The sequence below is a fragment of the Desulfoconvexum algidum genome (assembly GCF_055382125.1).
Genome location: NZ_AP042394.1, coordinates 1,310,668 through 1,331,825 on the forward strand (window position 1 = coordinate 1,310,668; position 21,158 = coordinate 1,331,825).

The following is a 21,158-nucleotide window of genomic DNA, read 5'->3' on the forward strand; positions in this document are numbered from 1 at the left end:
ATAACAGTTTCGCTCGATTGCCCCGGACAACGCTAATTAACTACCGTATCAGCTCACTATTGTCAATGTGACAGATAAAAAATAATTTTATTGATATGGTTGACTTTTTATTTTCCCGAAGGGTATACAGTAGTGGACGATCTATAGATAAAAAACTAGGTAAACAAAATTGCATACCATAATCAAGGATATATAAATGTTTCAATCGATTTTAATGATGGGTGGATTGGGGATTGCAATCGGAACTGTTCTAGTGATTGCATCAAAGGCGTTTTATGTATATGAGGACCCGACGGTGGTAGCAATTGACGATGTCCTTCCCGGGGCCAATTGCGGCGGGTGCGGATACCCAGGTTGTAATGCCAATGCCCAGGCCATTGTTGACGGTTTGTCCGGTGTAAATTCCTGTGTGGCAGCCGGCGAGGATGTGGCCATGGCCATTGCAGCCATCATGGGCGTTTCTGTGTCTGACAAGGAACCTGAGTTTGCACGTTCGGGATGCACCTATGGCAATGCAAAGGCAGACTTAAACTATACCTACCAGGGGGTTCGAGATTGCCGGGCGGCCACCATGCTCCTGGGGGGGATGAAGGTCTGTAGAATTGGATGTCTGGGACTTGGCACCTGTGTGACGGCTTGCCAGTTTGGCGCTCTTTCCATGGGAGAAGACGGGTTGCCCAAGGTGGACCAGGAAAAGTGTACCGGCTGTGGTGCCTGTGAAAAAATCTGTCCCAAACATATCATCCGACTTACATCAGTGACCCGGAGAATCATCCGGGAATATACAAAAGAAGAATGCATTACCCCCTGCCAGAGAGCTTGCCCTTCGGGTATCAATATTAAGGAGTATATCCGGTTGATAAAGGAAGGGGATTATCACGGATCGCTCCAGGTGATCAAGGAAAGGATGCCATTTCCAACGGTGATCTCTCGAATTTGTCCGGCGCTTTGTGAGTTTAATTGCCGCAGGCTTCTTCAGGATGAGTCCGTGGCTATCAATAACTTGAAACGTTTTGTGTGTGACTATGAAATGAACCAGGATAAGCGGATTCAACCTTATAAGGCGCCGGCTTCTGGTAAAAAAATTGCCATGATCGGTGGCGGGGTTGAAGGTTTGTCAGCGGCTTTTTTCAGTGCCAGGTTGGGCCATGAGGTCACCGTTTTTGAAACAACCGATCGCCTGGGGGGAATCTTGCGGGTTGCCATCGCCCGGGAGCGCCTGTCCATGGATGTTCTAGACTGGGATATCCAGGGCATTGTTGACATGGGGGTTCAAATGAAAACCGGTCAGGAAGCGGGGAAGGATTTTACCATACCCCAATTGCTGGCCAGTGGCTTTGATGCCGTGTTCACTGCCACCGGCGGCTGGGATTCCCGGCTTGCCAGGGGGGGCGTGAACAAGGCGGATTCTGTATTTCCCGGGGCTTATCTTCTCATTGATCTTCTCCGAAGCGTCTCCGATGAAAAAATTGTGGTGGATTCCAAGAAAAAAGTGGTGATTGCAGGAGGAGGGATTCGGCTTCCAGATGCTGTGAAGATCCTTCGTTCAAGGGGGGCAGAAAATATCGTTGTTGTTTCACGGAAAGCTGCAAAGGATTCTTCCTTTGATGCCCAGGGTATTGAACACCTGGCCCGGGAAGGCGCAACCATAATTTATAATACCGGTATTACCCGTGTGATGGGAAAAGATCAGGTTTTGACCGGGATTGAGTATGTTGATCTTGACACGGGTGAAAAACATGCTATTGATACAGACACGCTGATTATTGGTTCGGGACGGTTCCCTGAGCTGGTGTTTATCCCTTCGGGAAATGAGACTTTGGAAAATGATAAAAAAACAGAAAATCAAGACCATGATAGCAATGAACCTTTAATGTGGGAAGGTGTCGAGTTGCAGAAAAAACCAGATGCAAACAGGGAATATGGGTTGTTGTCAAAACAGGATGTGATTTCTGAATATCCTTCTGCCGTTGCTGCCATCAATGGCGGCAGGCAGGCCGCCGTTGCAATTCATCATCTTGTATACGGTATTGAATTTCAAAACCCCGTCAAAATGATAACCAAGCTGTCGGTTCTCCAAGATGTGAATTCACTGAATCATGTGCCGCTTACCCCCCGAAATATTCTTGATATTGCGGTTTCCAGAGAGGCGAGACAAGATAAGTTTTCCACGGGTTTTTCATCGGAAATAGCCCATGAAGAGGCAGGCAGATGCCTGCAATGCGGGCTTATCTGCTATGAAAAACCGGAGGTGGTGTAAAAATGGGTGTGGCAGATAAAATTAATTCTCGGAAACTATTATGAGACCAGAACAGATACTCGTTGTTGATGATGAACGCCGGATTGTTGAGAATATTGCCGGTTGCCTGAAAAGAGAAGGCTTTAATGTAATGGGTGCCCATGACGGGTCCGAAGCGGTTGCATTGTTTGAATTGCAGCGGTTCGATCTGGTTTTACTTGATATCAGCATGCCGGGAATGAACGGGTATGAGGTCATGGAACAAATTTTTGGTATGGATGGTGATGTGCTGATTATTATCATGACCGGGTTTGCATCTGTTGAATCTGCAGTAAAGGCCCTTAAAAAAGGGGCATGGGATTATCTGAAAAAACCCTTTGAATATACTGATTTGATAAAAACTGTTAAGAACGCCCTTGCCCAGAGTAATCTTATGGCAGATAAGAAAGCGGTTTCCGCCCGCCTTGAAGCCTCTGAACGACAATACAAATACATGGTTGATAATTCTCCAGACCTTATCTTTACCCTGGATATAAACGGCTGTTTTACATTTGTTAATGATCAGTTTGAACGGTTGCTTGGATTTTCGCAAAAGGTACTTATGGGCAGCCGATTTGAAGATCTGGTTCACAAGGGTGACAGGGGAAAGGTCAGGAAATTGATTAGTTCGGGGACCTTTGTCCAGGAGGGAACGGATGGTCATGAGCTGAATTTTAGATTTAAAAGGGCCAGCCAGAATTTATCCCACTATGATCCCGCCAACGCCTTTGCTTTTATGGAATTAAAGGCCTCTCCCATGTATCTGCCAGCCAGTGATACTAGAAAAGAGAGAAAAGGGGTCTATGGCGTGGCCAGGGATGTGACAGACCGGGTCAATCTTGAGGCCCAGCTGCGCCAGGCCCAGAAAATGGAAGCCATTGGAACCCTTGCCGGAGGCATTGCCCATGATTTTAACAATATCCTCATGGGAATCCAGGGATATGCCTCCCTGGTAAAATGCGGGTTTGACAAAAATTCTGAAGAGTTCAAACGCTTGGCCAATATTGATGAATATGTGTCCAACGGCGCTGAAATGGCAAGACATCTTCTCGGCTTTGCCCAGAAAAGTTGTCATGAAACCAACAGGATTAACTTGAACTATCTGTTAAAAATGTCTGCCAAAATGTTTGGCAGGACCAAAAAAGATATTATCATTGATCAAGTCTTAGAGAAAAAACTCTGGAGTACGGTTGTGGATGAGGGGCAGATCAAACAGGTGTTGATGAATCTTTTTGTGAATGCCTGGCAGGCCATGTCCAATGGCGGAAAAATAACCATAAAATCTGAGAATGTTTTGATAGATGACGCCAGGATCGATGAATTTGGATTCGAATTGGCCGGGGCATTTGTAAAAGTAAGCGTGATTGATACCGGCATGGGTATGGACACGGAAACCATGTCAAGGATATTTGATCCCTTCTTTACCACAAAAGAAAGGGGCCAGGGAACGGGTCTGGGCCTTGCAACTGCCTATGGTATTATTAACTCCCATAAAGGGGCGTTTAAGGTGGACAGCATGCCTGGCCGGGGCAGTACTTTCATGTTTTTTCTGCCGGCAGAAAAGGCCCGGGTTGAAATCCTTCCCGTTGTTGAAGAGGCCGAAAAAATTATCAATGGAAAGGGTAAGATTTTATTGGTGGATGATGAAAAAGGGGTGATAGAGGTCTGCTTTGAGATGCTTGAAACCTTGGGGTATGAGGTCGAAACAGCATCCTCTGGTATGGAAGCTATCAAGATAATGGATAAAGATGATGGCAATAATATTGACCTTGTCATATTGGACATGGTCATGCCGGGGATGAACGGATTGGATACCTATGATGTGATTCGAAGAATTTGTCCTGATGTCCGGGTACTGGTTTCCTCTGGTTACAGCAAAGAAGAACAACTCAAAGAGATGATGGAAAGAGGCTGTGATGATTTTATCCTCAAACCCTTTGATGTTGTTATGCTGTCTGAAAAATTACAGGCTGTTTTTGATCTCATGGAAAAGGTCTGATAAAAGAAAAGATAAAAGAAAATCTGATAAAAGAAATAAAAAGGGGCTGGAAAGAATTTTTCCAGCCCCTTTGCACTTTTTTCTATATGAAATAGAGTGGCTTAAACAACCATTACCCCAATTCTTTTTCAAGAAAGGGAATGATCTGTTTCTTGCGGCTCATGATGCCGGGAAGCCATGCTTTTCCATCAACGGGTTTCACGCCGAAGGCTTTTTCGATAATCGCGTCGTCATCGGTTGCAACGAGAAGTTCGGTGCCTTCCTTCATGATGTCGGTGAGCATTAAAAGTACAGTGTGGTGGCCTTTTTCCGCTTTCAGGGCGACAATATCTTTTTCAAGATCGGCTTTGATACCGTCAACAATTGAAAGATCGACCAGCTCAAGCTGACCGCAACCAACGCCTTTTCCACTCATGTTAAAATCTTTGTAATCACGGAAAACCAGTTCGCGAATGGGAGTACCCTCAACCGCTGATTTAACCTTGAACATTTCAATACCAAGGGCGTCCAGATCACTCTCACCACAAATTTCAGACAACTTAGCACAAACTTCTTTGTCGGAATCCGTACAGGTGGCGGATTTGAAAATAACGGTGTCGGAAAGAATGGCGCAGAGCATGATGCCGGCAATATCTTTTGGAATTTCAATACCAAAATATTTATACATGGACGCGATAACAGTACAGGTACAACCCACAGGCCATATCCAGCACTCAAGGGGCTGTCCTGTTGTTACATCGCCCAGTTTGTGATGGTCTACAATGCCAAGAATATTTGCTTCACTCAGATCGTCCGCGCTTTGGCTTAAGTCTGAATGATCCACAAGATATACATCTTTACCGGCATAGGCAGTAACGACCTTCGGGGCAGCCACACCAAATTTTCCAAGTACAAAGGTAGATTCAGGATTGAGTGCGCCCTGCATTGCAGGTGCAATATCTTCACCAAGTTTTTTCTTAAGATCAGCCAGTGCAATTGCAGCACAAACTGAATCTGTATCTGGGTTTTTGTGACCAAATACCAAAGTTGACATAAAACCTCCTAAATGTTGTTGTCGTTTGTTGTTATATTAATACAACGGGTACAATGAGATGACTCCACACTGGGAAATCATCAAAAATTCTTAAACAAAATTCAAAATATCTTATAGAATTAATTCCAAATATACTCAAGGAAAATTTTAAAATTTACCCAGGGTTTCAATCCCCAAGTGCTGTCGCCTTTTTCGGCTTTTTCTAGTATATGCCTGGTTTATTTAATTTTGGTGTATTGCCGGTAAACTCAACTTTAAACAAGGGTGTATGAACAGCGCCCCATTGCATTAGATCACTTTTAAAAAGCCCCATTGATTTTACCTTGAATCTTGCTGAGAAAAATACTAATGTTCTTTGGCAGGGGGATGGCAATAAAGGTTCGGATGGTGTTCTTGCGGTCTGATGGTTTCAATCCGGGTTCCTTTGCACGTCTTTCTCTCGTCATTATTATTTACTAATCTGCTGACCATTTTATAATCTGTTTTTTAGGAGTCTGCAACCAGCAACAAATGATTAAAGACAAAAAAGGACAGAAGGTTGCGCCTTGCAAGGTCTGGGGGGGTAATCTTGATATTGAGGCGGTCCGGCAGATGGACGGTGCCTGCTCTCTTCCCATATCCATAAAGGGAGCGCTCATGCCCGATGCACATAAGGGTTACGGGCTTCCCATCGGCGGTGTCCTCGCGGTTGAAAATGCGGTCATCCCCTATGCCGTTGGCGTGGATATCGCATGCAGAGTAAAAATGAGCATCCTTGATATTCCCTTCAAGAATTTTGAAAAGCGCAAAGGAATTTTTAAAATCGCACTTGAAACCCAAACCCGGTTTGGTGTTGGCCAAGCGTTCGCAAGACCTAAGACGCATCGGGTCATGGATGAAAATTGGTCATTTTGTCACCGTGTTGAATCCCTAAAGGACAAGGCATGGAAACAATTGGGAACCTCAGGCGCAGGCAACCATTTTGCGGAATTTGGCCACCTGGTTCTTGAAAACAATGATCTGGGCCTTGAACGAGGCGGGTATCTGGCCTTATTGACCCACAGCGGCAGCAGGGGAACCGGAGCTGCTATTGCCAAACATTACAGCTGTCTTGCCAAGAGACTTCATCCGGAGCTGCCCAAAAATTTAAACAACTTGGCCTGGCTGGATCTTAAAGGTTCAGACGGTTTGGAATACTGGATGGCAATGGAACTTATGGGCAAATATTCTGCTGCAAACCATGATATTATTCATCAAAGTATATTGACCCATCTTGGCGCAATTTCTGTTTTGACCCTTGAGAATTATCACAATTTTGCATGGAAAGCACAACTGGGGTCCCGGGAGGTGATTGTTCACCGAAAAGGGGCTACACCGGCCGGCAAAGGTGTTATCGGGGTTATCCCCGGATCCATGGCATCGCCTGCCTTTGTTGTCAGGGGGCTTGGCAATGAGGCATCCTTATGTTCAGCAGCCCATGGTGCTGGAAGAAGAATGAGCCGCACTGCCGCCATAAAAAAATTTAATTGGTCTGATCTTACACGCTTGCTGGTTAAAAAAGGGGTGACGCTTATCTCGGCAGGAATTGACGAAGCCCCCATGGCCTACAAGCGGATTGAAGAGGTGATGGATCAACAAAAAGATCTGGTTGAAATTATCGCACGGTTTGACCCGAAATTGGTTAAAATGGCGCCCCCCCGGCAGGCAAAAAAGCAAAAAAAGAATGAAGGATTGATACAAAATGGAAACGCCCTATTATTTAATAGACGAAAAAAAAATATTAAAAAATCTGAAAATCATTGATCAGATAAAGGCGGCTTCAGGTGCAAAGGTTGTTTTGGCCCTTAAATGTTTTTCCACCTGGTCTGTGTTTGATCTGATGAAACCCTATCTGGATGGTACCACCAGCAGTTCTCTCTATGAGGCGCGTCTGGGGTATGAAAAATTTAGCAAAGAGGTACATGCCTACAGTGTGGCCTATGCCCCCCATGAGATTTGCGCCCTCACGGGTTTTGCCGATAAAATTATTTTTAACTCTGTTGCTCAGTTAGAGAGGTATTATGAAATGGTGAAAGGGCATCCCCTTGGGTTGAGGGTAAACCCCGGCATGAGTTATTCCCATTATGACCTGGCGGACCCGGCGCGACGTTATTCACGGTTGGGGGTGGTTGATGCCCGGCAAATTGTGCCGGTATTGGAAAAACTCAGCGGTATCATGGTTCATTTTAATTGTGACAATGACAATTTTGATGCCTTCTCCCATACCCTGGATCTGCTGGCGCAAAAATATGGGGATATTTTACACAAGCTTTCCTGGATGAGTTTGGGCGGCGGCCTGTTTTTTACCCGGGACAATTATCCCGTCGAAAAATTTAGCAAGGCTCTCAAGGGGTTTGGTGAACAATTTGATATTCAGATTTATCTGGAACCCGGGGAGTCTGTTATTACAAAGACTGCAACCTTGGTTACCAGTGTTTTAGACATCGTCCACAATGAAAAAGATATTGCAATTGTGGATGCTTCCATAGAGGCGCATATGCTGGATCTGTTGATTTACAGGTTACAGGCGCAGATTGAAGAAAGTGACACCGGAAAATATGAATATATCATTGCCGGCAGATCCTGTCTGGCCGGAGATGTGTTTGGTGAATATCGTTTTTCAACTCCCTTAAAAATTGGAGATACCGTAAAAATTGCCGATGCAGCAGGGTATACAATGGTGAAAAAAAACTGGTTTAACGGGCTGCCCATGCCATCCATCGTCGTTAGGCGTTTGGATGGGACAATGGAGCTGGTTAGAAAGTTTGACTATAAGGATTTTTTGAATAATCTTTCATGAAAAAATTGGGTGACTAAATGACACGAAAAAATGTTTTGATTATTGGTGCCGGGGGGGTTGCGCATGTTACGGCCCATAAGTGTGCCCAGAATAATGATGTCCTGGGCGCTATTCATATTGCGTCCCGGACCAAAGAAAAATGCGATGCCATTATTGATAGTATACAGCAAAAAAACCATATGAAGGATACAACAAAAACCATTGTTGCACATGAGCTGGATGCCCTGGATGTATCGGCTACGGTTCATCTGATCCAGCAGACCAATTCTCAAATTGTTTTAAATTTAGCCGTGGCCTTTGTTAATATGGCGGTGTTGGAGGCCTGTCTTGAGACGGGTGCTGTTTATTTGGATACGGCCATATATGAAGATCCCGATAAGGTTTGTGAGGATCCTCCCTGGTATGCCAATTACGAATGGAAGCATAAAGAGAAGTTTCGAGAAAAGGGGCTGACGGCTATTTTGGGAGCTGGTTTCGACCCCGGGGTTGTCAATGCCTATTGTGCCCTGGCGGTTAAGCATCACTTTGATACCATTGATACCATCGATATTATGGACGTGAATATCGGCGACCACGGAAAATATTTTGCAACTAATTTTGATCCTGAGATTAATTTTCGAGAATTTGTAAAGGTGTGGACCTGGATAGACCGAAAGTGGCAATGTTATCCCATGCATGGGATTAAGCGTGTCTATGATTTCCCCCTGGTGGGGAAACAGCCAATTTACATGAACGGCCATGATGAACTGCATTCCCTGAGTAAGAATATCAAGGCCAACAGTATTCGTTTCTGGATGGGGTTCTCTGAGCACTATATTAATGTTTTTACCGTTTTGGACAAGATCGGCATGCTGTCCCATCTGCCCGTAACAACGGCACAGGGACAAGAAGTGATTCCCCTTAAGGTATTAAAAGCTGTTTTGCCCGACCCCCAAACCCTGGCGCCCCATTATACCGGCAATACCTGTATCGGCAATCTGGTGCAGGGCACCAAAGACGGGGCACCCAAACAGATCTTTATTTATAATAGTTGTGATCACAAGGCCTGCTACAACGAAGTGGGGTCACAGGCGATCAGCTATACCGCAGGCGTTCCGCCTGTTGCAGCAGCAATGCTGATTGCCAAAGGGGTGTGGGATCCCAAAACCATGGTCAATGTGGAAGAACTTGATCCGGATCCTTTTATCGAAACCCTGGCAATCCTTGGTTTGCCCACTATAATTGATAATCTTACCCATGGCAGGATTGATATGGAGTTGACCCCAAAGGAGGTTGCAAAACAATTGATTTAGAATATATGGGGGGTATTTTTCAGCTTCCTGGTTTAAACCGGTATCGCTTCCTTTTTTTTGTGTCACATAGTAAATAAGGATATCGATTATATTATTTTGATGGGAGATTTCATGATGATTATAAATGTGCTGATTTTGAGTGTGACTGTGTTCTTGGTGGCTCAATTACTACCGGGTATCCGGGTTAAAAATTTTTATACCGCCATTTTGGTGGCAATCGTGTATTCATTGATAAACTTTTTTGCAGGCTGGCTTTTGGTTTTGTTATCCCTTCCCTTTATGATCATTACCTTTGGTTTGTTCAAGCTTGTGATCAATGCCTTTATGCTCTGGCTGACCGATAAATTCATGGAGGATTTCAAGATCTCTGATTTGTTGACCACCTTTATTGCGGCAGCCTTGATTACATTTGTGGATTCGGTAATACAGTGGATTTTTTAAATGCCAAGCATCTAAAAAATCCGCTGTTTCTGTCTTGTTAGGAAAGGTATGAGCTATGAAGGGGAGATGCAGATTTGGCAAAGACTGCAATCGGTCATGGGGCAGGATACCGATTTTTTTTCCTGTTCTGACCGTTCATACTCTCGGGCAAGAAATTCATCCCTAACCCGGTGGCGCAAAATATCCCAGGGCAGGGGGGCTGCAGGACAGGTTTTCCCGGGCCTTGGTTTTTCCTGATAAATCACGCGATCACAATACTCTCGGTTGATTTTCATGGCCCGGGTCCAGCCATATTGGGCTGCCGTTTCAAGGATATCAGCTGTGTCCCGGTCCCCTAAAGAGAGCAGGGCATTGTATTTGGCCTGTCGCAGGGATTCAAAATTTGTGGTGACATTGGCTATTTTTTTCAGGCCCTGGCGGATGATATCTATCCGGTGTTTTAATACTTTTTCCGGGGTCATGGCACACCATTGGAAGGGAGTGCAGGGTTTGGGAATAAAAGGGTTGATACTAAGGGTGATGGTGCCTATTTTTTTCTTTTTTCTGGCGGTTTCTAAAAAGACTGCTTTTATGTCCAGTGTAAGGGAAACAATCGCTTCGACATCCAGGTCGGTTTCAAAGGGCAGGCCAATCATAAAATAGAGCTTTAGATTGAGAATACCTTTATCCACAAGCCGTCCTGCGGCATGAAGAATTTGTTCTGCGGTGATTTTTTTATTGATAATATCTCTCATCCGCTGGGATCCTGCTTCCGGGGCGATTGTTGCGGTTTTAACGCCTGACTCCGACAAAATTTCGATGATTTGATCGGTGAGCATATCGGCCCGGAGGGAAGAAAACGAGAGTTTCAGATCCCGGTCCCTGGCATATTGACAGATGAGATGGATATCCGGGTGGTCCAGGACGGCGGAGCTGACCAGACCCACTTTTTTCGCCCGATCCTTTGCTTCATCAATGGCCTGATAAATGGTTTCAGTCGGATAGATTCTGGGGGGCCGGTAGATGAATCCTGCCGTGCAGAATCGGCACCCATGGGGGCAGCCCTTGAGGGTTTCGATGAGAAAGGTCTCTTTAAAGGCTGTTTGGGAGGTGGTGATGGTGGTGGTGGTTTTGATCCGGTCAAGGGTATCAAGGTATTGCACATCAATTTTGGCCGGGACAGATGGAGAGGAAATGGGGGGGCGGGAGTAGAAAATCGGCAGGTGCAAGGATGGAACATAGGCACCGGGCAGAAGCGTTTCTATGGTGGAGAGAAGGGCTGCCCTGTTATCGGCCTTTTGGAATTGTTCAAAGAAACCATCCAGCAGGCATTCTGCTTCCCCGAGAAGGAAAAGGTCCATAAAGGGGGCAATGGGTTCCGGGTTTAAGAAACAGGCAACTCCCCCCGCGACTACCAGGGGGTGGGTGTGGTTTCGATCGGATGCTCGCAGGGGGATGCCTGTTTCTTTCAGGAGCTGGACAAGGTGCAAAAAATCGTTCTCAAAAGAAATAGAGAACAAGATAATATCAAAGCGATCAAGGCTTAAACCGGTTTCAAGGCTTTTGATCTGCCGGACCTTTTGCCGTGGGTCCGGTAAAAACACCCGCTCACAGGCAATGTTTTCTATCTGGTTCGCCAGCCGGTACACGGTCTGGAATCCCAGGCTTGACATGCCTGCCTTGTAGGTGTTGGGGTAGACAAGGGCCGCCTTTATCAACCCACGGCCCCGCTTTATGATGGCCCCTTGTTCGTCGGATCCTTGTTGGGTGGGGCCATGTCCACTGGGCTTGTGCCTGGCGGCGTTCCTTTTTTTTACCGGTTTGAGCCGTTTTTTCATGGATCAGTCAGCTTTTCTTCTTAAAAATGTGGGCACTTCCAGATCATCATGATCAAATGCCATGGCCGGGTAATCATTGACCATGTTTTCATTTCCAACCACCCGTTTTTGGGTGACCCGGACCGGGTTGTCAAATTCGTTCCAATTGGCAAGCTCTTCCTGGGTGGGGGTCCTGACTTGTCCCCTGGCAATGGGTTCCCTGGGATGGGCGGTTCCCATTGGCATGGCAGCTTCCATTGCACCTGCATAGGTCTGCTGGGCGTATACCGGCTGGGCGTACACCGGCTGGGGGGCTGCTGCCTGAGCCGCAGCCTGAGCTGCTGCCTGGGCCGCTGCCTGGGCTTTGGGATCAAAGCGATGCATATTTTCAGCCAGCTGGGGTTCTTCCATGCCAATACCAGTGGCAATAACGGTGATCCGCATTTCATCTCCAAGTTCGTCATCAAAGGTCTGGCCCCAGATGATATCGGCGTCATCCCCTACTTCCTGGTGGATGCGGTCCGAGGCCGCGGTCATTTCTTCCAGGGTCAAATCGGAGCTGGAGGTGATATTCATGAGAACCCCCTTGGCGCCTGAAATGGAAATGTCTTCCAGCAGAGGATGGGAAATGGCTTTTTCAGCAGCTTCAATGGCCCGGTTTTCTCCAGAGGCGATTCCGATTCCCATGAGGGCTTTCCCCGCTTTTTGCATGGTGGCTTTTACATCGGCAAAGTCAAGGTTGACGTGCCCAGGCATCATGATCAGGTCAGTAATACCCTTGACGGAGTGGTGAAGGATTTCATCGGCTTTAATGAACATGTCCACCATCCTGGCACCCTTGGGCGCAATGCCCCGGAGGCGGTCATTGGGGATGACAATCACGGTGTCCGTAATACCGTGGAGTTTTTCCAGCCCTTCCAGGGCCTGTCTTTCCCGTTTTTTGCCTTCAAAGGAAAAGGGTTTGGATGCAACGGCCACGGTGAGAATGCCTAGCTCCTTGCAGATTTCAGCAATAATGGGGGCAGCTCCTGTACCGGTCCCACCGCCAAATCCAGCAGTGATAAACACCATGTGGCTGTCCTGCAATGCCTCCCTGATTTCATCCATACTTTCCAAAGCAGCTTCCCGGCCTGTGTTGGGATTGGCACCAGCGCCCAGTCCTTCGGTCAATTGTGTTCCCAGCTGGATTTTTGTTTCTGCCCTGGATGATTCAAGGGCCTGGGCATCTGTATTGGCAACAATGAATTTAACCCCCTTAAGTTTTGCATCGATCATGTTGTTGACGGCATTTCCGCCGGCTCCGCCTACGCCAATTACCTTAATTTTTGCCGAAGTGTCACTCTCTACATAAGAAAACGTCATATCCACCTCCCTAAAGTTATATGATATCTTTAAACCACTGTTTCATTCTTGTTAATATGGAATTGATTCCTGTGTCTGTTTCTTTAAAATCGATTTTACAAGTTGCATTACTGCCAAAGATTACCAGGCCTACCCCTGTGGCATAGGCGGGATTTTTTACAATATCTTTCAATCCACCAATATTATTGGGTTCACCCACCCTTACAGGGACATTAAAAACCGATTCGGCAATTTCCGAAATACCGTTCATTACAACGCTTCCCCCTGTCAGAACAAATCCTGCCGGAAAGGAGTTTTCAAGCCCGTTGGAAAATATTTCTTTTTTTAACAAAGAAAATATTTCATCCACCCTGGGTTCAAGAATCTCCGCCAAAATTCCCTTGGACAGTTTTTTTGGCGCCCTGCCGCCCACTGCCGGTACTTCAATGGTGGCGCCTGATCTAACGTTCTGGGGCACACAGGTGCCATGTTCTATTTTAATTTTTTCCGCCTCTGGCAATGGGGTCCGCAGCCCAATGGAAATATCATTGGTCAGGTTATGGCCTCCCACTGTCAGTTCATATATAAACTTGACATTGTTGTCCTTAAACAGGGCTAGGTCTGTGGTGCCGCCGCCCATGTCCGCCAACAAACATCCCAGTTCTTTTTCTTCATCGGTGAGAACGGCCTGTCCCGATGCCAAGGATTCCAGAACAATATCGCATACTTCAAGTCCTGCCTTGTTGCAGCATTTGACGATGTTCCTGGCAGAAGAGACAGCCCCTGTGACAATGTGGATTTTGGCTTCAAGGCGGATGGCGGTCATGCCCACGGGATTTTGAATGGACTCCATATCATCCACGATGAATTCTTGAGGGATGACATGGAGGATTTCCCGGTCAGTAGGAATGGCAACTGCTTTGGCAGCATCTATTACCCGTTCCACATCGCTTTTCATGATTTCCCTTCCTTTGATGGCGATGATGCCGTGGCTGTTGAATCCTTTGATATGGTTTCCTGCAATTCCCACATAAACAGATGAAATGTCACAGCCGGCCATGAGTTCTGCTTCTTCGACAGCTTTTCGTATGGAGTCCACTGTGGATTCTATATTCACAACAGATCCCTTGCGAAGCCCTGTGGACGGGTGGGAGCCCACACCGATGATGTTGATTCCATCATCGAGCATCTCCCCGACAACCGCGCATATCTTGGTTGTTCCGATGTCCAGACCTACTATTATTTTTTCATTTCCCTGCAAATTAAACCCCCTTTTCTATAGTGTGGTGCAGAGCATCAATCTCTTTTGTTGTGATGAAAATTTTCTCTATATTATAAAGATCCATGGCACGAATGGCTTTGTCTGGAAAATATTTATCCATATAGGTACTGATTTTAATTGCTTTGATTCGTTTCTCCTCAAACCGGGTAAACCCAAGCTTTATGGGTAGGGTTGCCTGGAGGCCTGGGTTCTTATTATAAATGTCCTGGGCTTGAATGGTGATTCCGATGTTTTCATCTCCCATTATGGTATCGATTCTGCCAAAACCTTGGATTTCCAGAAGGTCCATGATGCCGTTGAACAAGGGACCTTCAAATCCAAAGGAGTTGCCGGCCCGGGTAAGGTCCATACCGGATATGGTGGGTAGAAAATTTAGCTGATCCTTTTGGGGATCATATTCCTTAAAGGGGTGGCCCTGGGTGTTGATGATGATGTCCGCCAGATTTCCAATATTCACAATGGCCAGGGGTTCTTCTTCAACAACGGTTACCACAAGGTTAGAAAACAGGGATCGTTTGACACTGGCCCTGGCAATCCAGGGATGACAGCAAATTTGTTGTTCAATGGTATTCAGGTTTATCTGGAACAGGTTGGTCTGGTTTGTCACGCCTGTCAGTTCAATTACCTCATTTCTTTTCACCCGTTGGATTCCTGAAATGTCCACCTGTTTTATGGCAAAATACGGGGATTGGGTAATGGCATCATAGACCCAGATGGAGGCAAAACTCATCAGAACAATTAAGCCAAAGGCGTAAAACACTCGAAGGCTGCGTTTATTTGAGGCAATTGCGGAGACTGATTTCCCCTTTGGGGAAGGCGCTTCGGGTTTAAACCTGTTTTGTTTCATCGTTTTATTCACCGGTTACCTTTACCTCTGTTTCAAGTTTAATATGATATTTCTCAAACACAGTTTTTTGAACCAGGTTCTTAAGCGCTATTATGTCTTCACACCTGGCGTTACCGGTGTTGACAATAAAATTGGCATGGCGTTTAGATATCTGGGCGCCGTTTATCTTTTTTCCTTTTAAACCGGCATCTTCGATGAGCTTGCCGGCCGGGGCATGGGAAGAGGGATTTTTAAAAAAGCATCCGGCACTGGCCAAAGATATGGGCTGGGTGGTTGTTTTGGCTTTCAGGGCTTGATCAAATCTTTTTTTGATCCCTGCCGGGTCTGCCGGGGTCAAGGAGAGGTGCGCCCCTACAATAAGAATATCCACTGCCGATAGCTGCCGATAGGAAAAGGCCAGGTCTTTTCTTTTAATGGTCTTAAATGTAAAGGTTTTGGTGTTAATGACCTCCAGAGCAGCAACAACTTGGGAAATTTCCCAAGCGGCTGTGCCGGCATTCATTATGAGGGCGCCTCCCAGGGTGCCGGGGATGCCGGCAGCAAATTCAAGCCCGGCGAGGCCCCGGTCCATGGCAAATTGACAGACCGTTGACAGGCGTTCTCCTGCATCGGCGTGGAGGGTTTTTCTATCTTGCGTGTTGGATTCTGTATCCAAAATACAGGGAAAGGATTTTAGTTCTTTGAGAACAATAACAAGGCCTTTAATACCCTTGTCAGAGACCAGGGTATTGGTTCCACCGCCTAGGATGGTGACAGGAAAGCCCTCTTGTTTGGCAAGCTTAAGGATAGCAATAAGTGTTTGCCTGTCCCGGGGTGCGGCCAAAAGATCGGCGGGTCCCCCCACCCTGAAGCTGGTATATTTGCTTAAGGGTTCCTGGGACAATAGTCCCAAGGTTGCCTGGAAGTTTTTATATTTTTTGTCTGTTGTCATCGGATTTTATAATATTTCCAACAGGCGTTCGCCAAGGGTGTAAATGTCGCCCGCCCCCAGGGTTAGAATAAGGTCGCCTTTGCCCGCCTTGTGGGTGACCATGGACAGGGCCTGGGTAAAATCCGGCGCAAAGCTCACATCCTTATGGCCATGGGCCTTTATCCCGTCACACAGTTTTTTTGAGTCTACCCCTATAATAGGGGTTTCACTGGCCGCATAAATGGGCAGTACAATCAAGGCGGCAGACTGGTAAAAGGATCGGGTGAATTCATCAAACAGCCCTTGGGTACGGGTATAGCGATGGGGCTGGAACACAACAATCAGCCGTTTTTCCGGATAACTTTCCCGGACTGCTGTCAGGGTGGCCATGATTTCTGTGGGGTGGTGGCCATAATCATCCATGACAAGAATACCCTTTTTGGTTCCTTTTATTTCAAGGCGGCGTTTGACGCCTTGTATCTCTTCTAAGGCCTTTTTTATGGTGGCAAAGGGTATTTTAAGTTCCAGGCCCGTGGCAATTCCGGCCAGGGCATTGGAGATATTGTGCTGGCCGGCAATGTTCAGGTTGATTTCTCCCAGGTTAATATCCTGGTGAAAAACGGAAAACCGGCTTTTCCCGTTCAGAAAGCTGATTTCCCGGGCCTGGAGATCTGACTGGGCACTCATGCCAAATGTGGTGTACCGGACATGGATTCTGGGCAGGATGTCCTGGACATGTTCATTGTCCAGGCAGAGGATGGCCAGGCCGTAAAAGGGGACGGAATTAATGAATTGGACAAAGGTGTCCTTGATATCTTCAATATCCTTGTAAAAGTCCAGGTGTTCCAGGTCAATATTGGTGACGGCGGCAATGGCAGGTGAATACTTAAGAAAAGAGCCGTCACTTTCATCGGCTTCGGCCACGATAAAATCTCCGTTACCGTGGAGGGCATTGGTATCCAGCCCTTGCAGCAGGCCGCCGATGATCACGGTGGGGTCCAGGCCGGCTGTGTTCAGGATCTGGGAGATCATGGCCGTGGTCGAAGTCTTTCCATGGGCCCCGGAGACGGCAATGGAATATTTTATCCGCATAAGTTCGGCCAGCATCTCTGCCCTGGGGATGATGGGGATCACCATCTGCTTTGCCTGGACCACTTCCGGATTTTCCTGGGAAATAGCTGATGAGGTGACAATGACATTGGCCCCTTCAATTTGGGCTTTGGCATGTCCCTGGAAAATTTTGGCGCCCTTTTGTTCAAGTCGCTGGGTAATGGGGGAAAGTTTTAAGTCTGAACCGGATACGGTGTATCCCAGGTTGATCAACAATTCTGCAATACCGCTCATGCCGATTCCGCCGATGCCCACAAAATGGATATGATAATTACTTTGATACATGGCTATAGGTCCTTTGTGTTTAAAATTGCAGCTGCAATGATTTTGTCTGCATCGGGCATGGCAAGCGTTTTTGCGGCAAATCCCATTTGTTTCAACTTTTTTTTGTCCTTCATCAGCCCCTGGAGGGTTTCTTTTAAGAGCGGGCCTGTCAGGTCCCGGTCCGCAATGAGAATGGCGGCGCCTCGATCTGCCAGGATCTTTGCATTGAAGGTCTGGTGGTCATCGGCTGCATGGGGAAAGGGCACTAAAATTGCGGGCAATCCTTTGAGGGTCAATTCTGAAATGGTGCTGGCCCCGGCCCGGGTGACCACAAGATCCGCTCTGTCCTGGAGATCAGGCATATCCTGGAAAAATGCCTGGACTGTGGAACTTACCTTTAGTTTGGCATAGGCTTTTTGTATTTGGCTTTCTTCGGCAAGGCCGGTCTGGTGGATGATATGAAGGTGGGCGAGGTCCATGAGAGTTAACGCCTCCATAACAGCATGGTTAATGCTGGCAGCGCCCTGGCTGCCGCCGGTTACCAGAAGGGTGAAATTTTCTGGCCCTATATCAGTCGCCCGGTTTGATTCCTTGCTTGACTCCCGGGTCTGCACTGAATTTGTCCGGCGGATGGGATTGCCCACATAACGGGTTTTCGGGTTTTGATCCATGCCCTTGGTGATTTCAAAGCCTGTAAAAATGGTGTCGGAAAATCGGGACAAAAGACGATTGGTAATACCGGGAATGGAATTTTGTTCCTGGATGGCCCTGGGGATTCTTAAGATCCAGGCGGCCAGTACCACGGCAAAGGAGGAAAATCCGCCCACGCCCAGAACAAAATCTGGCTTGAACCGGACCAAAAGTACAAGTGATTGGATCAGGCTGCCAAGGGTAAAACCAATTGAAATGAGTTTGCCAAACAGGCTGCCGCCCTTAATGGGTTTGGCCATAATGGCTTTGTGACTGAATTCATAGGTTTTCAGGGTGGCAATTTCAAAGGGAGCATCGGTGCCGACAAAGAGAATTTTGGCCCCGGGATTTATTGCTTTAAGGGCCTGGGCAATCGCGATCCCGGGGAAGAGATGGCCGCCTGTTTTTCCACCGGCAACAATTAGATTGAATTTGGCCAGGTTGAATTTGGCCAGATTGAATTTGGCCAGGTCATATTTATTGGGGTTGATTTTAGCGTTCATTTTTAACCGATGCCCCAATGTTCATTAAAATTCCCATGGCAGCCATATTCACCACCAGGGATGTCCCGCCATAGCTGATAAAGGGCAGGGTAAGGCCTTTTGTGGGAAGCACTCCCAATGCAACCCCCGTGTTGATGATAACCTGGACCCCGATATACAGGGTCAGGCCGGTTGCTGTGATGGTGCCAAACATATTGTCGGCATTTTTGGCAATCTGGGACCCGGTTACAAGGATCACGGTATAGAGGGAAAAAATGGCAATGATGCCGACAAGACCCAGTTCTTCGCCAATAATGGAAAAGATAAAGTCTGTGTGGGGTTCGGGCAGATAGTGCATTTTCTGCATCCCCAGTCCTATTCCCTTACCAAACAATCCGCCGGATCCAATGGCTTTTAAGGAATGGGTGATCTGGTATCCTGTATTATAGGGATCATCCCAGGGATTCATAAAGGTAAGGATCCGCAGCATTCGGTATTCAACCTTGAAGATCAGAAAATAGACAATGGGGATAACCAGTGGCAGGGGGCTGAGCAAATGGAGAATTCTTACCCCGGCAACAAACATCATGCCCCAGCAGATCATTCCCATGACCACAATGGTCCCAAAATCCGGTTGAATAATGATAAGTCCGGCAAAGATACCAAATATAACCGCATGGGGGAAGAACCCGATGGTAAACTTATCGATCATCTCCTGTTTCTTTGCCAGGGAATATCCCATGAAGAGGATCATGGCCAATTTAGCAAATTCCGCCGGCTGGAAGGTAAATCCTCCCAGGTTTAACCAGCGGCAGGCACCTCCGGCCTTAATATTTAATGCAGGAAAGAGCACGGCAACAAGCAGTCCCAGGGAGGCCAAAAGAATGATATAGGCAAAACTTCTATAGAGTCTATAGGGAAAGGAGGCGGTTACAAACATTACGCAAAGGCTGATGCCCAAAAACAAGGCTTGTCTTTTCATGTAATAAAACAGGTTGTTATGCTCTTCCATGCTGATGGAGGATGAGGCGGAATAGACCATGACAATACCGATACAAGAGAGCAGCAGCACCGGGAAGAGCAGTCCCTTTTCACCCAAAAAGGGGTGTATTGGACTTTTATTGTCCATTATTCACTCCTTTGGCCATTTCATTCGTCAATGTATTTGCCATTGCATTTACCTGGGCGATAAAGTCATCCCCTCGGGCACCATAGTTTTCATACAGGTCAAAACTGGCACAGGCGGGTGAAAGCAATATTACGTCTCCGGGGCAGCCGATGTCATAGGCTTTTTTAACGGCGTCTTCCATGGAACTTACCGGTAACACGGGGCAAATTTCCCCCAGTATCTGCTGGATATGTTCTTTGGCTTCACCCATGGCGATTATCTGTTTTGTCACTTTTTTTGCCGGGTCCTGAATTTGAGGAATGAGCTGTGAAAAATCAGTTCCTTTTTCACGACCGCCCAGGATCAGGATGATGTTCGTTTGAAAGGATTCAAGGGCACGGACCACTGCATCGGTATTGGTGGCCTTTGAATCATCGTAAAAAGAGATTCCATTGATTGTCCGGACAAATGCCATGCGGTGGGGAAGATTTTTAAAGGTTGCCAGGGCCGTTATAATACCCTGCATATTTCCACCGGCAACTATACTTGCCAGGCAAGCTGCTGAAATATTTTCCCGGTTGTGGATACCGGGAAGTTCCGTAAACGTTCGGGTATCGATATCCTTAAACCCGTCCTGGGTCTGGAGGAAAAGATGGTAACCGGAAATCCGGGCATTTAACCTGGTCTTTATCTGGGCGGTTTTTGAATCAGATTTTTTTGAATCGGACCCTTTTGAATTGGGCTGGGATGAAAAGGAAAAGATCTGGGAAGAAATTTGTGGAATTCTATTTTCAAATCCGTCAATGGCCTGGTTGATGATGGCTGTGTCAAGGGATGTCTGGTTTCGAAAGATTCCCCATTTGGAGTTTATGTAGGCGTCAAAGTTGTTATACCTGTCCAAATGATCTTGGGCCACATTGAGCAAAAGGGCTATTTCCGGTTTGAAGTTATGGGCCAGGTCCAGCTGAAAACTGGAAATTTCCGCCACGACCCAGTCTGCTTGCTTGTCATCCATCAGGTATTCCACCAAAGGGGTGCCGATATTGCCTCCCATAAAAGTTGTAAGTCCGCAGGCTTCGAGCATATCCCGGATCAGAGTGGTGGTGGTGGTTTTTCCATTGGTCCCGGTGATGGCAATGACAGGGGTTTTATTGTATCGGGAGAAAATATCCAGTTCTCCTGTGATGGGAACCCCATTTCGGGCGGCTATCTCAAGGTAGGTCATGTCCAGGGGAACTCCAGGGCTGACCACTATTGTTTGGGCAAGGTTAAAGGTTGTTTGGTCATGGAAACCGATTTGGGTAGGTATACCCAAATCTTTTAGACTCGTTTCTGCCTGGGTCCTTGATGGGTCAATATCCGTTGCCACAACCTTTTGGCCCTTTGCATGGAGAAACCGGGCCATGGACAGCCCGGAGCTGCCGAGTCCTACAATCAGAAAATAGGGTTGTTGGGTGTTTTCCATGC

17 protein-coding genes are annotated in these 21,158 nt (G+C 46.9%); 6 read left to right on the forward strand and 11 right to left on the reverse strand.

Translation table 11 applies throughout. The annotated features are described in order from the left end of the window. Positions 1-196: 196 nt before the first annotated feature. The gene (locus ACZ45G_RS05935) at positions 197-2,260 is read left to right on the forward strand and encodes an RnfABCDGE type electron transport complex subunit B (RefSeq protein ID WP_464175966.1); all 2,064 of its coding nucleotides are present in this window, start codon (positions 197-199) and stop codon (positions 2,258-2,260) included. 40 nt (positions 2,261-2,300) lie between these two features. Beyond that, entirely contained in the window at positions 2,301-4,277 is a 1,977-nt protein-coding gene (locus ACZ45G_RS05940; RefSeq protein ID WP_464175968.1) for a two-component system sensor histidine kinase NtrB, read from the forward strand. A 112-nt stretch (positions 4,278-4,389) separates the two neighbouring features. Here ACZ45G_RS05940 and ACZ45G_RS05945 read toward each other — a convergent pair whose 3' ends face one another. Together ACZ45G_RS05945 and ACZ45G_RS05950 are read right to left on the reverse strand one after the other, a co-directional pair. Further along, positions 4,390-5,310: a manganese-dependent inorganic pyrophosphatase gene (locus ACZ45G_RS05945; protein WP_464175970.1), complete on the reverse strand. Its 921-nt coding sequence runs from the start codon at positions 5,308-5,310 to the stop codon at positions 4,390-4,392. A gap of 299 nt (positions 5,311-5,609) precedes the next feature. Next, positions 5,610-5,756, reverse strand: a complete 147-nt coding sequence (locus ACZ45G_RS05950) for a hypothetical protein (RefSeq protein ID WP_464175972.1) — start codon at positions 5,754-5,756, stop codon at positions 5,610-5,612. 64 nt (positions 5,757-5,820) lie between these two features. On the opposite strand from ACZ45G_RS05950, the gene ACZ45G_RS05955 reads away from it, so the two are divergent. The 4 genes from ACZ45G_RS05955 to ACZ45G_RS05970 all read left to right on the forward strand — a co-directional run bounded on the left by ACZ45G_RS05955 (position 5,821) and on the right by ACZ45G_RS05970 (position 9,861). Beyond that, positions 5,821-7,092, forward strand: a complete 1,272-nt coding sequence (locus ACZ45G_RS05955; RefSeq protein ID WP_464175974.1) for an RtcB family protein — start codon at positions 5,821-5,823, stop codon at positions 7,090-7,092. Beyond that, positions 7,031-8,128, forward strand: a complete 1,098-nt coding sequence (gene nspC / locus ACZ45G_RS05960) for a carboxynorspermidine decarboxylase (RefSeq protein WP_464175976.1) — start codon at positions 7,031-7,033, stop codon at positions 8,126-8,128. Before ACZ45G_RS05955 ends, nspC begins: the two co-directional genes overlap by 62 nt. A 17-nt stretch (positions 8,129-8,145) precedes the next feature. After that, on the forward strand, positions 8,146-9,420 hold the full coding sequence (locus ACZ45G_RS05965) for a saccharopine dehydrogenase family protein (protein ID WP_464175978.1): 1,275 nt from the start codon (positions 8,146-8,148) through the stop codon (positions 9,418-9,420). Between the two features lie 111 nt (positions 9,421-9,531). Next, positions 9,532-9,861, forward strand: coding sequence for a phage holin family protein (locus ACZ45G_RS05970; RefSeq protein ID WP_464175980.1), 330 nt, complete (start codon positions 9,532-9,534; stop codon positions 9,859-9,861). A 53-nt stretch (positions 9,862-9,914) separates the two neighbouring features. Here the strand turns inward: ACZ45G_RS05970 and ACZ45G_RS05975 are convergent, their stop codons facing one another. The 9 genes from ACZ45G_RS05975 to murD are packed head-to-tail and all read right to left on the reverse strand — an operon-like array spanning position 9,915 to position 21,156. Further along, positions 9,915-11,678 (reverse strand): radical SAM protein, encoded by a 1,764-nt coding sequence (locus tag ACZ45G_RS05975; protein ID WP_464175982.1) that lies wholly within the window; start codon positions 11,676-11,678, stop codon positions 9,915-9,917. 3 nt (positions 11,679-11,681) lie between these two features. After that, positions 11,682-13,019 (reverse strand): cell division protein FtsZ, encoded by a 1,338-nt coding sequence (ftsZ, locus tag ACZ45G_RS05980; protein ID WP_464175984.1) that lies wholly within the window; start codon positions 13,017-13,019, stop codon positions 11,682-11,684. Between the two features lie 16 nt (positions 13,020-13,035). Then, positions 13,036-14,259, reverse strand: coding sequence for a cell division protein FtsA (gene ftsA, locus ACZ45G_RS05985; protein WP_464175986.1), 1,224 nt, complete (start codon positions 14,257-14,259; stop codon positions 13,036-13,038). A gap of 1 nt (position 14,260) precedes the next feature. Then, positions 14,261-15,127: a cell division protein FtsQ/DivIB gene (locus tag ACZ45G_RS05990; RefSeq protein ID WP_464175988.1), complete on the reverse strand. Its 867-nt coding sequence runs from the start codon at positions 15,125-15,127 to the stop codon at positions 14,261-14,263. A 4-nt stretch (positions 15,128-15,131) separates the two neighbouring features. Continuing rightward, complete coding sequence (murB, locus tag ACZ45G_RS05995) at positions 15,132-16,058, reverse strand: UDP-N-acetylmuramate dehydrogenase (RefSeq protein WP_464175990.1); 927 nt, start codon at positions 16,056-16,058, stop codon at positions 15,132-15,134. Positions 16,059-16,064: 6 nt separating this feature from the next. Next, complete coding sequence (gene murC / locus ACZ45G_RS06000) at positions 16,065-17,432, reverse strand: UDP-N-acetylmuramate--L-alanine ligase (RefSeq protein WP_464175992.1); 1,368 nt, start codon at positions 17,430-17,432, stop codon at positions 16,065-16,067. 2 nt (positions 17,433-17,434) lie between these two features. Then, a complete protein-coding gene (murG, locus tag ACZ45G_RS06005; RefSeq protein WP_464175993.1) occupies positions 17,435-18,604 on the reverse strand; it encodes an undecaprenyldiphospho-muramoylpentapeptide beta-N-acetylglucosaminyltransferase in 1,170 nt (389 codons plus the stop codon). Next, complete coding sequence (gene ftsW, locus ACZ45G_RS06010; protein WP_464175995.1) at positions 18,594-19,712, reverse strand: putative lipid II flippase FtsW; 1,119 nt, start codon at positions 19,710-19,712, stop codon at positions 18,594-18,596. Before ftsW ends, murG begins: the two co-directional genes overlap by 11 nt. Continuing rightward, positions 19,702-21,156 (reverse strand): UDP-N-acetylmuramoyl-L-alanine--D-glutamate ligase, encoded by a 1,455-nt coding sequence (murD, locus tag ACZ45G_RS06015; protein WP_464175997.1) that lies wholly within the window; start codon positions 21,154-21,156, stop codon positions 19,702-19,704. The genes ftsW and murD overlap by 11 nt, the downstream gene beginning before the upstream one ends. Between the last annotated feature and the right edge of the window lie 2 nt (positions 21,157-21,158).